The organism is Winogradskyella haliclonae (genome assembly GCF_014635865.1).
In the GTDB taxonomy this organism is placed as follows: Bacteria; Bacteroidota; Bacteroidia; order Flavobacteriales; family Flavobacteriaceae; genus Winogradskyella; species Winogradskyella haliclonae.
In genome coordinates, this window is record NZ_BMDQ01000001.1 from 621,235 (window position 1) to 636,703 (window position 15,469).

Consider the following 15,469-nt stretch of genomic DNA (forward strand, 5'->3'; position numbering starts at 1 on the left):
CATGATAAAAGGACTTTATGAAACGCATTTGTTTGTTGAAAACCTTGAACGCTCAATAGATTTTTATAAAAACACACTTGGATTAAAACAATGCCGCTTTAGTCAAGAGCGAAAAATTGCTTTCTTTTGGATAGGAGAAGATAAACAGTTTATGCTGGGGTTATGGGAAAAGCCTAAAGAAGAGATTGATATTAGGCATTTTGCATTTGAATGTGAACCTGATTGGGTTCTCAATGAATCAGTCAATTACCTCAAAGCTAGAAATATCAAATCATGGAATTTTTTGAATGATAACAAAGACGTGCCTATGGTTTTTGTTTGGATGCCTGCGATATCCATTTATTTTAATGACCCAGATGGACACGAACTAGAATTTATTGGAATCTTAGAAGGAGAAACTAAGCCTGATAGCGAAAGGCGAGTCGTCACCTACGAAGAATGGTTAGCCATAAAAGAATAATTTCTATAACTTCTAAAAGCGCCATTTATTTCACACTCAAACCACCAACATTTAATTTAAATTTTGATACGTAAAAACCTTAGCACTTGTTGAAGGTTTTAAGAGACGTCTTGTTTATAGTGGTGTTTAAATAGCGCTCAAGCTTATTTCACTTTTTTAAATTTTAAAAAGCAAAACCCCGTATACACTGAAGATTTCTAGAGGTGTTGAGCGGTTCTATAACTATCGGGAAAACAGTTGTAGATGATTTATAACTTTAATCAATGTTTATAAAAAAGTATAAATAAAAACCCTCAACGTTTGTTGAAGGTTTCTTGAGGTGTCGAGCGGATTCGAACCGCTGTAGATGGTGTTGCAGACCACTGCCTAGCCACTCGGCCACGACACCTTATATGCGTTGGCAAATATAAAAATATTTACTGTTTTACACTATTTACTCTTGTTTTTTCGTTTCTGAGTCATTTTGATGGTTACCATTTCAACATCACCCCCAATAGGCGGGTTTATCTTGCTTACACTAACCGTAGCTTTGTTCACCATTTTATCTTCAGAGAAAATACGATTTAGAATACGTTGAGCCACTGTTTCCAATAGCTTTGATGGTTGCGCCATCTCTTCTCTAACAACTGTATTTAAAAACACATAATCAACGGTATCACTTAATTCGTCTGTGTTTGCAGAGATTTTTAGATTGGCTTTTACTTCTAAATCCACGCGGTAATCACTACCAATTTTGGTTTCTTCAGCTAAGCATCCATGATGTGCAAATACACGTATGTTTTCAACTTTTATTATTCCCATAAAGCAAAAATAAACCTTTCTGTCACATCGGGATTGTCTAAGCCTTAATTGGTAAACAAATCAAAGATGTTACTCAATGCACTTGTCTTTGCTTTAAAAAACTCGGTATAAGAGCACTTTTTACATGTTACAGACGTAAATTTCTTGTTTTGTACATCAAATATTTTTGACAATGTTCCGCCAGTAGCTCTCATTTCGTCAACATCATAAGTGGTATTATCGCATTTTGGACATTTATAACTCATGTTTTATAAGATTTAGATTCTTTGTATAGGTATATAAATAAGACTGTTTTGTTACAATTTTGTGTAATTTTACACTTTAATTTTTTGCAATGTCAGAAGAAACAAAATCACTCAATTTTATTGAGCATATTATAGAAGAAGATTTAGCTAATGGTTTGCCAAAAGAAGCCTTGCGTTTTAGATTTCCACCAGAACCAAATGGCTATTTACACATAGGCCATACCAAAGCTATTGGGATTAGTTTTGGCTTAGGTGAAAAATATAATGCGCCAGTTAACTTACGATTTGACGACACAAACCCAGCAAAAGAAGAGCAAGAATATGTAGATGCCATTAAAAGAGACATCGCTTGGTTGGGTTATGAGTGGGAAAACGAATTGTATTCTTCAAATTATTTTCAAAAGCTCTATGATTGGGCGGTTTTAATGATTAAAGATGGTAAAGCTTATGTAGATTCTCAATCTTCAGAAACAATGGCAGAGCAAAAGGGCACGCCAACACAAGTTGGTACAAATAGCCCTTACAGAAGCCGAACAGTTGAAGAAAACTTGGATTTATTCCAACGTATGAAAGCTGGTGAATTCAAGGCCGGAGAACATGTTTTGCGTGCTAAAATAGACATGGAAGACCCTAATATGCTGATGCGCGATCCTTTAATGTATCGTATTATGTATGCGCATCATCACAGAACAGGTGAAGATTGGTGTATTTACCCAATGTACGATTGGACACATGGCGAGAGTGATTACATAGAACAAATCTCGCATTCACTATGCTCTCTAGAGTTTAAGCCACATAGAAAGCTATACAATTGGTTTAGAGAGCAGGTCTACGATTACGCTAAAGAACAGCTGCCTATGCCGCCAAAACAGCGTGAATTTGCTCGTTTAAACTTGAGTTATACCATAATGAGTAAGCGCAAATTGCTTCGATTAGTTGAAGAAGGAAAAGTGTCTGGATGGGATGATCCTCGGATGCCAACCATTTCTGGCTTGCGTCGTCGAGGTTATACGCCAAACGCTATACGCCAATTTATAGATAAGGTTGGTGTTGCTAAACGTGAAAACGTCATTGATGTATCGCTTTTAGAGTTTTGTGTGCGCGAAGATTTAAACAAATCTGCTAATCGTGTAATGGCAGTTTTAGACCCACTGAAAGTTGTGATTACGAATTATCCTGAAGGAAAAGAAGAGTGGCTTGACGCTGAAAACAATCCAGAAGATGATAACGCCGGTTCAAGAAAAGTCCCATTTTCAAGAGAAATTTATATCGAAAAAGCCGACTTTAAAGAAGAGGCTGGGAACAAGTTTTTTAGACTTAAACTTGGCGGAGAGGTTCGTTTAAAGAACGCGTATATTATTCAAGCAAACAATGTTCTTAAGGACAATAACGGCAACATAATAGAGGTGCATTGTACATATACCACTGAAACAGAAAAAAGAGTCAAGGGAACATTGCATTGGGTGTCTGTGCCACATGCCGTTGAAGCAGAAGTAAGAGAATACGACCGTTTGTTTATGGATGAATCACCAGATGGTCATAAGGATAAAGACTTCATGGAATTTGTAAATCCAAATTCTTTAAAAGTAAAAACAGGGTATTTAGAGCCAAGCTTGGCAGAAGCCAAAGTAGGAGAGCAGTTTCAGTTTCAACGTTTAGGCTACTTTAATGTGGATAATGATTCAAAGCCAAATGCCTTGGTGTTTAATAAAACAGTAGGCTTACGCGACAGTTGGGCCAAACAAAAACCTAAACCACAGCATCATCAAGCTCAGAAACAGGCACAACAAAAACGCCTAGCAATAAGCATCATTCAGCAATTAGGTAAAAAATACACCAATTTACCTGAAGAAAAGCAACTAAAAGCTAAAGCTGAAATACAGTCTCTCGCCAAAGATGTGCCTTACGAAGATTTAGAGGCTTTATTTGGCACGGCAGTAAAAAAAGCAGGTACACGCATTGCCGTTTTGATTACCTTAAAAGAACAGCTTAAAAATGGCTTAAAACGCAACGAACAGATTGATGCTTTTATCGCTAAGGCAAAAGAGGATAAAAACGAATTATTAGTTGCTGAGGCAAACGAAATTTAGAATAGTAGATGTTACAACTAAAAAAACCTCGAAGAGTTCCTTCGAGGTTTTTTTGTACTTTTAAATGATACTAACTAAAAAATCTTTATAATCATGGAATTACCTATTAACCCTATCGCTATTCCTATTGCAGCAGTAGCAGCATTAGTTGTTGGTGCATTATGGTACAACCCAAAAATTGGTTTTGGGAACCTTTGGATGCGTGAATCTGGAATGACTGAAGAAAAAATGAAAAGTGGTAAAATGGCTGTTATTTTTGGACTTTCTCTCGTTTTTGCAGCACTATTGTCTTTATTGTTAATGCAATTCACCAATCACCAATGGGGTGCTTTAGGCATGGTTGGAGGAGAACCAGAAACCGCCAAAGCCTCTTTTGAAGCATTTATGGCTGATTATGGAACAGAGTTTCGATCCTTTAAACATGGCGCATTACACGGAACAATATTTGGAGTTTTAGGAGCTTTACCAATTATAGGCACTATAGCTTTATTTGAACGCAAAAGCGCAAAGTATATTTTTGTTAACGCTGGCTATTGGATAGTTACACTTGCTGTTATGGGTGCTATTCTTTGTGGACTTTAATAGAAGTATATAAAAACAAAACCTCGAAGGAACTCTTCGAGGTTTTTTTATGTCTAATTACTAGATAAGACTACTCTTCTTTGCTTTTGTTTTTAGCATTTTTCATGGCCTCGCCAATTTGGTTACTTGCCGTAAAACTCGCCACCATATCATTAAGCATTTGGCTTCCCGCTTGAGGTGAGTTTGGTAATAATATGAGATTACTATTTACTTCTTGCCCAATTGATTGTAAGGTGTCGTAATGCTGTGTTACAACAATCAAAGCAGATGCTTCTTGAGAGTTTATCCCAACTTTATTTAACACCTCTACAGACTCTTCAAGACCTCTTGCAATTTCTCGTCGTTGATCGGCGATACCTTGACCTTGCAAACGCTTACTTTCTGCTTCTGCTTTTGCTTTCTCTACGATTAAAATACGAGCCGCATCACCTTCAAATTGTGCGGCAATTTTTTCACGTTCTGACGCATTAATTCTGTTCATTGCTTCTTTAACCTGCGCATCAGGATCTATGTCTGTTACCAAAGTTTTAATAATGTCGTAACCATATTCCATCATGGCGTCATTAAGCTCTGCCTTAACCGCAATAGCAATATCATCTTTACGAACAAAGACATCATCTAACTTCATTTTTGGCACCTCGGCACGCACCACATCAAACACATAAGATGTGATTTGATCATGAGGATAATCTAATTTGTAAAAGGCTTCATATACCTTATCTCTAATCACTTTATATTGCACAGATACTTTAAGCCGCACAAATACATCGTCAAGAGTTTTAGTTTCTATAATTACATCCAATTGCTGAATTTTTAAACTCAATTTTCCTGCAATTCTATCCACTAAAGGTATTTTTAATTGTAGTCCAGAATGACGAATACTCTGAAATTTACCGAAACGTTCTATAACAGCTGCGGTTTGTTGTTTTACAATAAAGAATGCGGAAATAATAATAATAAGCCCGAAAAAGATAAAAGGAATAAATAGATATTGCTCCATAACAAGTTTTTTAATGGTTAGTAAAATAAGCGAAACTAAAATTAAGTTATATTTTTTGAGAAGTCCATTTTATTTCAAAATAAAAGCGAGTTAAAAAAGTTTTTGTTTAGGTTTGCTTTTAAATAACCCAAATTATCTACCGTAAAATGAAAAAACTCAACCTATTTGTCGCCATAAGCGTACTTTTTGTTACAGTAAGTATGTCTCAAAATTATCGTATTCAAAACGGAATCGGTATTTATGGCGGTGTTACACAATTTAATATAGATACTGATGATTTAGCTACCACAAGTGAGAGTGGTTGGTTGGCTGGTTTAGCAGCAACGGTAGATTTACCTAATCGTTGGTATAACCTCAGTTATAACATACAGTTATCTGAAAACAAACTAGGTATTGCTGCAATTCCTCTTGGAGGCACACAAACTGAATCGATAGATTACAAAATTTTTACAGCACAAATAGCTTTATTGGGTCATATTAAAATCATAAAGAACCACCTCACTATTGATGCCGGTCCTATGCTACAATACAACAGTAATTTAGAATTGCAGGACGAGTCAAAAGAAAACTACCTTATAAGTAACTACAATACAATTAGAGCTAATGAGATTACCGAAATTTCAAGATTTAATGTCAATGGCGCTGTAGGCGCATCTTTAGGCTTTGATGAATTTAAGCTTAGAGCTCAATACATTTATGGGTTTACTAACATACTTAGCAAACTCAATAAAGAAAACTTTACAGAAGATGTTGATTTTAAAGGCAATCAAAGCATGTTGGTGCTTACTGCGATGTTTGTGTTTTAGATGGTTTTAATTAAAGCGTCGATACGTTTTACCGTTTCGTTTTTACCAATCATAAACATTATTTCAAATACATCTGGACCTTGAAGAGCTCCAACTAAAGCCAAACGCAAAGGCATCATCACTTTTCCAAAACCAATCTCATTATCTGTAATCCAACCCTTTAGTTTTGACTGAAGATTTTGCACTGTAAACTCTCTTGTGGCAGTAACGATTTCAATCACCTTTTGCATGAGTTCTGCCGTACCTTCTTTTAACGCTTTTTTTGATGCTTTTTCATCATACGCTGTTGGAGCAGAGAAGAAGAAGTGACTTAAACCCCAAAACTCATTGACAAACGTAGCACGTTCTTTAATTAAGCCCACAACTAAAGCAATGTAGTTAATATCAATTTCTGCTAACTCTGAGCGTTCTGTTTTAAAAATTTCAGCTAAATCTAAATCTAACTGTTGCTGCATGTATTGATGGTTAAACCATTTGGTTTTATCTGGATCAAAGCGTGCGCCAGCTTTATTAACTCTAGTTAAATCAAACTCAGAGATTAAATTGTCAAGGGAAAATAGTTCTTGTTCTGTGCCTGGGTTCCATCCTAAAAACGCTAAAAAGTTAACCACCGCTTTAGAGAAATAACCATCTTCTTTATAACCGCTAGAAATCGTTCCGTCAGGCGCCGTATATTCTAATGGAAAAACAGGAAATCCTAATTTGTCGCCATCTCGTTTGCTTAATTTGCCTTTTCCTGTAGGCTTTAAAATCAACGGTAAATGTGCAAATTCTGGAGCTTCCCAACCAAAAGCGTTATATAATAATTGGTGTAGAGCTAAAGAAGGTAGCCACTCTTCACCACGAATAACATGCGTAATTTCCATTAAATGGTCATCAACAATATTTGCTAAATGATAAGTTGGCATGCCATCACTTTTAAACAAAATTTTATCATCTAAAACATTGGTGTCAATAGAAATGTCTCCACGTATACTATCTTTAAGATGAAGCGTTTCGTCTTGAGGTGACTTAAATCTCACCACATAGGTTTCGCCGGTATCAATTTTAGCTTGTGTTTCTTCTGCAGTTAAAACTAATGAGTTTACTAAACGCCCTTTTTCGCGATTATGCCAATTGTAAATAAAGGTTTTGCCATTTGCTTCATGATCTTTACGATGCGCGTCTAATTGTTCAGCTGTGTCAAAAGCATAATAAGCTTTCCCTTCATTAATGAGTTGGTCGGCATATTGTTTATATAAGTGTTTACGCTCACTTTGTCTGTATGGCCCAAACTTTTCATTTTTACCAGGACCTTCATCAAAAGGAATATTACACCAATTAAGCGCATCAACTATATAATCTTCAGCACCTTCGACATAACGATTTTGGTCAGTATCCTCAATACGAAGCACAAATGTGCCACCGTGTTTTTTGGCAAACAAATAGTTAAAAAGCGCAGTTCTTACACCGCCAATATGTAAAGGCCCTGTTGGACTTGGCGCAAAGCGCACACGAACGTTCTTAGACATAGTTTTAAATTAAAGGACAAAGATAGTTTGATAATTGAAGCCAACAAAAAAAGCCTCCTTAATTAAAGAGGCTTTGTATATAATGTATTCTGTGGTTTTAACAGCCAGAATCTACGATTAATTCTACGGGGTCACTTGAAGAACAACCAGTATCAGTAAATTCAGCCCTAACATAGATGGTTTGTTGTGTGCTTTGAGTATTATTAAAACTGTCGACACCTATAGGATTAACACCATCAATCGCATCCCCTAAGGCGAGGTGAAAAGTAATATTAATTAGATTTGGGTTTTGATTTGCGTTGTTTATTTCTGTTTTTATCGAATTTAAATTAAATGTTGCAAAACCATCATTATCACCATCACATTCTATTATTGATAAATTATCCGGGATAATTGGTGGATCAAAAACCTCTAATGTTAATAAAAGAATTTGCAAATCCCCTGTACTATTGTCAAAACGCCTTACGTAAATAGTTTCAGGGTTGGTGATGTTGTTATATAACCCATTCAGTGCCCCGCCATTATTTAAAGCACACATCTCACAAGGGTGGTAAGAGATTTCTATATCATTAGAGTTTCCACCATTTAGGAAAAATGCATTCCAAGAAGTTAAATTAAACTGTACCGACCCATCAAAGTTGCTATCGCATCTAGCATCATAGCCATTATTAGATGTGTCATTAGGGTCATTAGGATCGTTAGGATCACTAGTGCCAGATGGTATTAAATTAGTATTAGGGTTGTCAACACCCGTTAACTCTTCGCAATCAGTTAAACCGTCATTATCTGAATCAAAATCGTTTAAGAATAAAAATACGCTAGCAATTCCAGATTGTCCTGTGATTGTACTTGTAGCTTTTACATAGATTTCTGGATTTTGAACGGCTTCAGTAAAAGGTAGTGAATATGGTAGTGTAATTGCATTAATCTCAGCATCAGCATCAGCTTCTGTGACATAAAAAACATATTCATTACTATCTATATTGTATATGTTTGCGAACAAAGCGCCAAAATCGTAAGTAACAGGTTCACAGCCATTACCGCCAATTTCGCCAATAAATAGATTTAAATCATTATCATCTAAGTAATTTGAAATACCATCACTATCTGTATCGTCATTTGTTGGGTCTTCATCTCCATCATAGTCTTCATCTATGGTATTTATTCCATCTCCGTCATCATCTTGGTCGAGATAGTTAGGAATACCGTCACCATCAGTATCATCATTGTCTAGATTGTTGTCTCCATCTACATCTTCTAATGTGTCAGGGACACTATCACTATCAGAATCTTCAAAAACCGTACAAGCACTGAACGACCCAACGTTTATAGTTGTTGTAGTGTCATCAATTACACCAGTAAAAACCTCAGTTTCCTGGTTGTTTTCAAGGTCTATACCTTTATAAGTATAGCTTGTTGCACCGCAGGCATTGAATGCGACATCTATACTACCATCTGTTACAGGAATCACTTGCGAAACCTCATTAATAAAAAGCTGCACATATCCATTAGTTACATCTTGACCGTCACAGGTAAGAAAATTTCCCTCGAATGTGATATTATCTTCTAAATCAACAATTACAGTTGTGTTAACGTCAAAAGAGAAAGGCCCAATAGTTGTAGTAAATGGACTATCTAAACATAAAGGGCTATAGACTGTTACGGTAAGTTCTTCGTCTGCAGGAACCAAACCACATTCAGTACCAGAACTATCAGTGAACCCATAAGTACCCGTTGAATTTAGCAATTCAGAATATAAATCTAGAGCAGTGTAAGGCAAAGGATTTCCATTGGTATCTCTCAGTGTAATGCAAAGATTTACAGCAGGGTATGGATAGTCATAATTCCAAAATGTAAAATGACTAACTTCACCGATATACTGATTGCCTTGAAGAATTGCCTGCCCATCTTCTTTCCAATACCCGTTTATGTCATCAAAATACCATAAAGGAATTGTAGATGGCGGATTTGTAACATCAGCCGCTAAAGGAACAGTAATCCTAGACCGGCTATTTTCGGCAAGCTGAAGGCTCTCACCTCCCGACGTCGTAAGTTCAACTGCAAGCATGCCATAGGTCTCAAGAGCAACTTCATTTCCAGACATATTTTGAGCATATAACATACCAGGCATCATTACATTCATATTATTATCATCAGGGCTTAAATGCTTTACAGTAACATTAACAGAGCCATTATATGAAGAGCCAGAAGTGGTAATAAAATTACCATCAAAAGTCACTTCCGAACCATTACTAAGACTTACAACAGATGATTCTCCTGAGCTTATAGTTTCTGTAACGGTCTTCTCAAGAAGCATAATTTGCACTTGGTTGATTTCAGACTCTGAGGGCACTAAAGCTCTCGAGCCTTTGATATACCCATCTTTTTCAGCTTTGATATATGCAAACCTTTCAAAAACATTAGCGTTTTGAATACTAAAAACCCCAAAAGCATCGGTTGTTGCTGTACTATTTCCTATTTCTATAGTCACACCTTCAACAGGACTATTGTTTTCATCGATTATACGCCCTAGAAAGCTGGCAGATACTTGAGAACCAAAGTTTTCTGCAAAATCCGCATCAGATGGAATTTCTGCTACAGGTGGCACATAAGGAAAACTTTCGTCTTCACAGGAAAACATAAAGATTAAAAGGCCTATTGAAAAGTACTTAATTAAATTTTTCATAAAGATTGATGTTGATTGTTTTAAGTAAGCTCATTAGCTTATGAATAAGCAAACTAACTAAAAGTTTTTTAAATATAGTAGGATAAACGATTTTGTGCGTTTATTTAAGGCTTATTGCCGAATTATCATCTCGCTAGGCACACGTTTGTTCATAATCTTAAACCAAAGCGGAGGCAACATTGCCAAAACCATTGAGGTTGGATATCCATATGGCATTTGTGGGCTTTCGTCATGGCAATCTAAAATCTGATACTTCTTTGAAGATTTGTAATGATGATCACTGTGGCGAGTTAATTCATACAAAACAATTCGCCCAATTACATGATTAGAGTTCCATGAATGCATTTCTCTAACACGTTCGTATCGGCCAGATTTTGTCTGTAAACGCAATAAGCCATAATGCTCTATATAGTTTACAGTTTCCAACAAGATAAATCCTACCACGCCTGATACTAATGCAAAAACGAATCCCGTTTTTCCAAAGATTAGAAAAACTGTAATTAAATACGAAATTTGTAAAACGGTATACCAAAGCATATCGTTTTTTACGGACAAAAATCGTTCATTGTTATTCTTTAAAAGCTTTTGTTGAATACGCCAAGCGCTAAAATATTGTCTAACAGTTGAGGTGATCCAAAATGAATATACCGACTGATTATATCTTGCGGTTGCAGGGTCTTCTGGTGTAGCAGCATGTAAATGATGACCATAATTATGCTCAATAAAAAAATGCATGTAAAAAGAAGGTAAAAGTAGTGCTTTGCCAATGAAACGCTCATTTGTAGCTTGTCTATGACCAAGTTCATGCGCAACATTTATACCGTTGACACCCAAAACAATTCCTGTAGAGAAAATAAGACCTACAAATTCATAAGTTTCAATACTTAAATGAGTTACTATAAATAATCCATATATCAACAAACTAAAAACCACTGGTAGATTTAGGTACAATAACCAATCAAACAATTGTCGTTTTAAACGACTGTCAACTTCTTCTTCAGAAAAATTATCAGTATCAACAGGAAATATGAGTTCTAATATTGGAATACAAACAAATGCAAACAATGGTGTTGCCCAAACCCAATAGCCTTTAAGGGACATGCCAATAAATGCAAATAAAGGAATTGAAAATGCAGCTAAATATTTAAAATCTTTCATAAACATCTTGTTTTTAACCCCAAAAAAGAGTGAATCTGACTAATAAGAAGCGGTTTTAACACTAAAAGCACCTAAATTAACAGAAACTTATCAAATTTAGGAAATCAACAATTAAAATAAAATTGTAGATTAGTCAGTTATTGAAGTGAATATGAGCAATTTTAAGACTATACAAGCCAAATTACAGCAGTTTATAAAGAAATTTTATACCAACGAGTTGCTTAAAGGCGCTATTCTGTTTTTTGCTATAGGTGTGCTCTATTTTATGATTACACTTTTAATAGAGTATGTGCTGTGGCTAAGTCCAACTGCTAGAACAATATTGTTTTGGGTGTTTATTGCGGTAGAAGTCACACTTTTTACAAAGTTTGTTATTATTCCAATAGCAAAGCTTTTTAACCTTAGAAAAGGCATAGATTTCCAAACAGCTTCAAAATTAATAGGTAGTCATTTTCCTGAGGTTGATGACAAATTGCTCAATGTACTTCAGTTAAATCAAAGCAAACAACAATCAGACTTACTCTTAGCAAGTATAGAACAGAAATCTGCTGAGTTAAAACCAATACCGTTTCAAACGGCAATAAATTTTAGATCGAGTTTAAAATATTTAAAGTATGCTGCCATTCCTGTCGTTATCTTATTGCTTTCATTTGTAACTGGTAAGATCAATTGGTTTAGCGACAGTTATGAACGTGTGGTGAATTACCAAACCGCATACGAGCCGCCAGCGCCGTTTCAGTTTTTTGTTGTTAATGACGAGCTTCAAACCATTGAAAACAAAGATTACACGCTTATTGTTAAGACAGTAGGTAATGTCATCCCTGATCAAGTTCAAATAGATTACAATGGTCAAACGTATTTTTTGCAACAGAATGTGCCAGGAGAATTTCAATATGTTTTTAATCAGTTAAAGGAAGATATATCTTTCTCGTTATCGGCTAACGATGTAAGGTCTAAACTCTATGACTTAAGTGTAGTAAATGTACCAACTTTAGTTGGTTTTGATATGGTTTTGGATTATCCAAGCCACACTAAAAAGAAAGATGAAACACTAAAAAGCACGGGTAGCGCGACAATTCCTGAAGGCACTAAAATTACCTGGAAAGTAAATACAAAGTCGACATCAGAAGTTAATATATACGCTAATGATACCATTGTCTTTAACAGTAATGAGTCGGGTAATTTTGAAGCTACTAAAAGGCTATTCAGAAACTATAGTTACAGCATAAACACCAGCAACAAGAGCTTAACCAATTATGAAAGCTTAGCCTTTGCTATTAATGTAGTTAAAGATGCTTACCCGGAATTAGACATTAAGGTTGAAAAAGACTCTGTTGACCAACAGAGCCTCTATTTTTATGGACAAGTAAGTGATGATTATGGATTAAAGCAATTGCAGCTTGTATATTATCCTTCTGAAGACGAATCTCAAAAACAAATTGTCCCTATAAACATTTCTAAATCTAACTTTTCTGAATTCGTAAGCGCCTTCCCAGATCAGCTCAATGTCAAAGATGGTATTGCTTACGATTTGTATTTCGAAGTTTTTGATAATGATGCGATTCATAACTTTAAGAATGTAAAAAGCAGCGTTTTTAGTTACCGAAAGCGTACAAAGGACGAAGAAGAAACCAAGCAATTAAACGAGCAAAACGAAACCATTAAAAACATCAGTAAAACGTTTGAAAAACTAGAAGAACAAGACAAAAAACTAGAAGAATTATCTAAAACTCAAAAAGAAAAAGAGGCGCTTAATTTTAATGATAAAAAGAAGTTTGAGAATTTTTTAAAGCGTCAGAAACAACAAGAGCAGTTGATGAAAAATTTCAACAAAAAACTGCAAGAAAACCTCGAAGAGTTTCAAAAGGATAAAGAAGAAGGAAAGAAAGATGAGTTTAAAGAAGATTTAAAAGAGCGGCTCAAAGAAAACGAAGAACAGCTTAAAAAAGACGAAAAGCTTCTTGAGGAGTTAGAGAAAATGACGGAGAAGATTAATAAAGAAGAGTTCAGTCAAAAGCTTGAAGAGTTAGCAAAGCAAAACAAAAACAAAAAGCGAAGCATGCAGCAACTGCTTGAGCTAACCAAACGTTTTTATGTCACTAAAAAGCAAGAAAAGCTTCAGAAGCAGTTAGAGGATATTTCTAAAAGACAAGAAGAACTTTCTAAAAAGGACGAAAAAGAAAATACTAAAGAAGCTCAAGAGAAATTAAACGAAGAGTTTAAGGATATCCAAAAAGGGATTGAAGAGTTAATGAGCGAGAACAGAAAACTTAGAAAACCTGAGGATATTGAGAGAGACAAACTCACAGAAGAAAGTATAAAAGAAGATCAAAAAGAAGCGAAGGAAAGTCTAGAAAAAAATGAATCTCAAAAAGAAGGAGTGAAGCAAAATGAAGAGAAGAAAGAAGGTTCACCAATGACACCTCAAGAGATGCAGAAAGCAAAAAATAAGCAAAAAGCTGCAGCTAAAAAGATGAAGCAACTTAGTGAGATGATGAAACAGTCAATGATGTCCGGAGGCGCAGGAGGAGATAAAATGGAAGAAGACGCAGAGATGTTACGTCAAATTCTAGATAATTTGGTGCTGTTTTCTTTTGATCAAGAAGCATTAATGGATAGATTTAATGAAATTGATGTTAATCATAATCAATACGGAAAATTCATTATCAAACAAAGCACACTAAAAGAGCATTTTGAGCATGTTGACGATAGTCTTTTTGCATTGTCCTTGCGCAACCCTAAAATTTCAGAAAAGATAAACTCACAAATCACAGATGTATATTTTAATATAGACAAGAGTTTAAGTCAGCTTACTGAAAATAGAATTTACCAGGGTGTTTCTTCTCAGCAATACACTGTAACAGCAGCTAATTCTTTAGCAAACATGTTGAGTAATATTCTAGATAATATGGAAATGTCTATGAATATGCAACCGGGTGAAGGTGGAGAAGGCGAGATGCAACTTCCAGATATTATTATGAGCCAAGAAGAATTAAACAAAAAGATGGAAGAAGCTATGAAGAAGCTGGGAGAGGAAGGTAAAAAAGGAGAAGATGGTGAAAAGGAAGGGCAGAAAGAAGGTGAAAAGGGTGATGAAGGTGAAAAGGAAGGTCAAGAGGGTAAAGAAGGAAAACAGGGAGAAAATGGTCAAGAAGGACAAGAAGGTGAAAACGGAAATGAAGGTCAGAATTCTGAAGGTAAAAACGGTAAGGACGGTAAGAATGGAAAGGATGGTGATAAAGATGGAGAAGGAGATAAAAAAGACGGTTATGGCGAAGGAGGAAGCGAGGAGTTTAATGGCGAACTCTATAAAATCTTTCAACAACAACAACAATTGCGACAAGCGCTTCAGGATAAGATTGGAAAAGATGGCGGTAAAGGCGAAGCAGGTAAACTCATTAGACAAATGGAGGAGATTGAATTAGATTTAATAAACAAAGGGTTTACAAATCAAACGCTCCAAAAAATGATGGACTTGCAACATCAATTATTAAAGCTAGAGAACGCTACATTTACGCAAGGTGAAGATGAAAAAAGAGAATCTAAGACCAATCGAAAAGAATACAATACGACGTCTAAAAGTCAGATACCAACAGCAAAAGAATATTTCAATACTACAGAAATATTAAACAGGCAAGCCTTACCTTTGCGTTCGCAATTCAAAAAGAAATTGCAAGACTATTTTAAAAACACCAATGATTAATTTTAATTACGAGATTGATTTTAAACTAGAGGATGAAGTACAGGTTTCTAAATGGATTTCAGATTTAATTAGTGAAGAGAATTGTAAAGAAGGAGAGATTAATTATATCTTTTGTTCAGATGATTATTTACATAAAATAAATGTAGATTTCTTAAATCACGATACACTCACGGATATTATTAGCTTTGATTATTCTGTGGGAAAAGAACTACACGGAGATATTTATATTTCAATAGAGAGAGTTAGGGATAATTCAAAAGATTTTGACACAACATTTGTAAACGAATTATCTCGAGTTATGGCACACGGTGTTTTGCATTATTGTGGCTATAAAGACAAGTCTAGTGAAGAGTCTAAACTTATGCGATTTAAAGAAGATTACTACTTGTCCAAACGTATTTAATTTCCACATTTTCAGCGTATATTT

Annotated in this window: 12 protein-coding genes and 1 tRNA gene; 6 read left to right on the forward strand and 7 right to left on the reverse strand. The window is 35.3% G+C overall.

The window, feature by feature from the left end; translation table 11 throughout:
- Position 1 precedes the first annotated feature (1 nt).
- Positions 2 to 460 carry a VOC family protein gene (locus tag IEV10_RS02835; RefSeq protein WP_188373179.1) on the forward strand — a complete coding sequence of 153 codons (459 nt, stop codon included), beginning with the start codon at positions 2 to 4 and terminating at the stop codon, positions 458 to 460.
- A 317-nt stretch (positions 461 to 777) separates the two neighbouring features.
- Here IEV10_RS02835 and IEV10_RS02840 read toward each other — a convergent pair.
- The 3 genes from IEV10_RS02840 to IEV10_RS02850 all read right to left on the reverse strand — a co-directional run bounded on the left by IEV10_RS02840 (position 778) and on the right by IEV10_RS02850 (position 1,506).
- Positions 778 to 848: transfer RNA gene (locus IEV10_RS02840), tRNA-Cys, on the reverse strand.
- Between the two features lie 41 nt (positions 849 to 889).
- Positions 890 to 1,261, reverse strand: a complete 372-nt coding sequence (folB, locus tag IEV10_RS02845) for a dihydroneopterin aldolase (protein ID WP_188373180.1) — start codon at positions 1,259 to 1,261, stop codon at positions 890 to 892.
- 44 nt (positions 1,262 to 1,305) lie between these two features.
- Positions 1,306 to 1,506: a zinc ribbon domain-containing protein gene (locus IEV10_RS02850; RefSeq protein ID WP_188373181.1), complete on the reverse strand. Its 201-nt coding sequence runs from the start codon at positions 1,504 to 1,506 to the stop codon at positions 1,306 to 1,308.
- Between the two features lie 89 nt (positions 1,507 to 1,595).
- Here IEV10_RS02850 and IEV10_RS02855 point away from each other — a divergent pair, with 89 nt between their 5' ends.
- Both IEV10_RS02855 and IEV10_RS02860 read left to right on the forward strand, forming a co-directional pair.
- Positions 1,596 to 3,596 carry a glutamine--tRNA ligase/YqeY domain fusion protein gene (locus IEV10_RS02855; protein WP_188373182.1) on the forward strand — a complete coding sequence of 667 codons (2,001 nt, stop codon included), beginning with the start codon at positions 1,596 to 1,598 and terminating at the stop codon, positions 3,594 to 3,596.
- 93 nt (positions 3,597 to 3,689) lie between these two features.
- Positions 3,690 to 4,178, forward strand: a complete 489-nt coding sequence (locus IEV10_RS02860) for a DUF1761 domain-containing protein (RefSeq protein ID WP_188373183.1) — start codon at positions 3,690 to 3,692, stop codon at positions 4,176 to 4,178.
- 70 nt (positions 4,179 to 4,248) lie between these two features.
- Here IEV10_RS02860 and IEV10_RS02865 read toward each other — a convergent pair whose 3' ends face one another.
- On the reverse strand, positions 4,249 to 5,178 hold the full coding sequence (locus tag IEV10_RS02865) for an SPFH domain-containing protein (RefSeq protein ID WP_188373184.1): 930 nt from the start codon (positions 5,176 to 5,178) through the stop codon (positions 4,249 to 4,251).
- A 146-nt stretch (positions 5,179 to 5,324) separates the two neighbouring features.
- Between IEV10_RS02865 and IEV10_RS02870 the strand changes: the two genes are divergently transcribed.
- Complete coding sequence (locus IEV10_RS02870; protein WP_188373185.1) at positions 5,325 to 5,984, forward strand: outer membrane beta-barrel protein; 660 nt, start codon at positions 5,325 to 5,327, stop codon at positions 5,982 to 5,984.
- On the opposite strand, the gene gltX is transcribed toward IEV10_RS02870, so the two are convergent.
- The 3 genes from gltX to IEV10_RS02885 all read right to left on the reverse strand — a co-directional run bounded on the left by gltX (position 5,981) and on the right by IEV10_RS02885 (position 11,339).
- Complete coding sequence (gene gltX / locus IEV10_RS02875) at positions 5,981 to 7,495, reverse strand: glutamate--tRNA ligase (protein WP_188373186.1); 1,515 nt, start codon at positions 7,493 to 7,495, stop codon at positions 5,981 to 5,983. The genes IEV10_RS02870 and gltX overlap by 4 nt on opposite strands.
- A gap of 97 nt (positions 7,496 to 7,592) precedes the next feature.
- Entirely contained in the window at positions 7,593 to 10,181 is a 2,589-nt protein-coding gene (locus tag IEV10_RS02880; protein WP_188373187.1) for a carboxypeptidase-like regulatory domain-containing protein, read from the reverse strand.
- Positions 10,182 to 10,292: 111 nt separating this feature from the next.
- Positions 10,293 to 11,339, reverse strand: coding sequence for an alkane 1-monooxygenase (locus tag IEV10_RS02885; protein ID WP_188373188.1), 1,047 nt, complete (start codon positions 11,337 to 11,339; stop codon positions 10,293 to 10,295).
- A gap of 151 nt (positions 11,340 to 11,490) precedes the next feature.
- Between IEV10_RS02885 and IEV10_RS02890 the strand changes: the two genes are divergently transcribed.
- Both IEV10_RS02890 and ybeY read left to right on the forward strand, forming a co-directional pair.
- Positions 11,491 to 15,042 (forward strand): DUF4175 family protein, encoded by a 3,552-nt coding sequence (locus IEV10_RS02890; protein ID WP_188373189.1) that lies wholly within the window; start codon positions 11,491 to 11,493, stop codon positions 15,040 to 15,042.
- Positions 15,035 to 15,445, forward strand: a complete 411-nt coding sequence (ybeY, locus tag IEV10_RS02895; RefSeq protein ID WP_188373190.1) for an rRNA maturation RNase YbeY — start codon at positions 15,035 to 15,037, stop codon at positions 15,443 to 15,445. The genes IEV10_RS02890 and ybeY overlap by 8 nt, the downstream gene beginning before the upstream one ends.
- Positions 15,446 to 15,469: the final 24 nt, after the last annotated feature.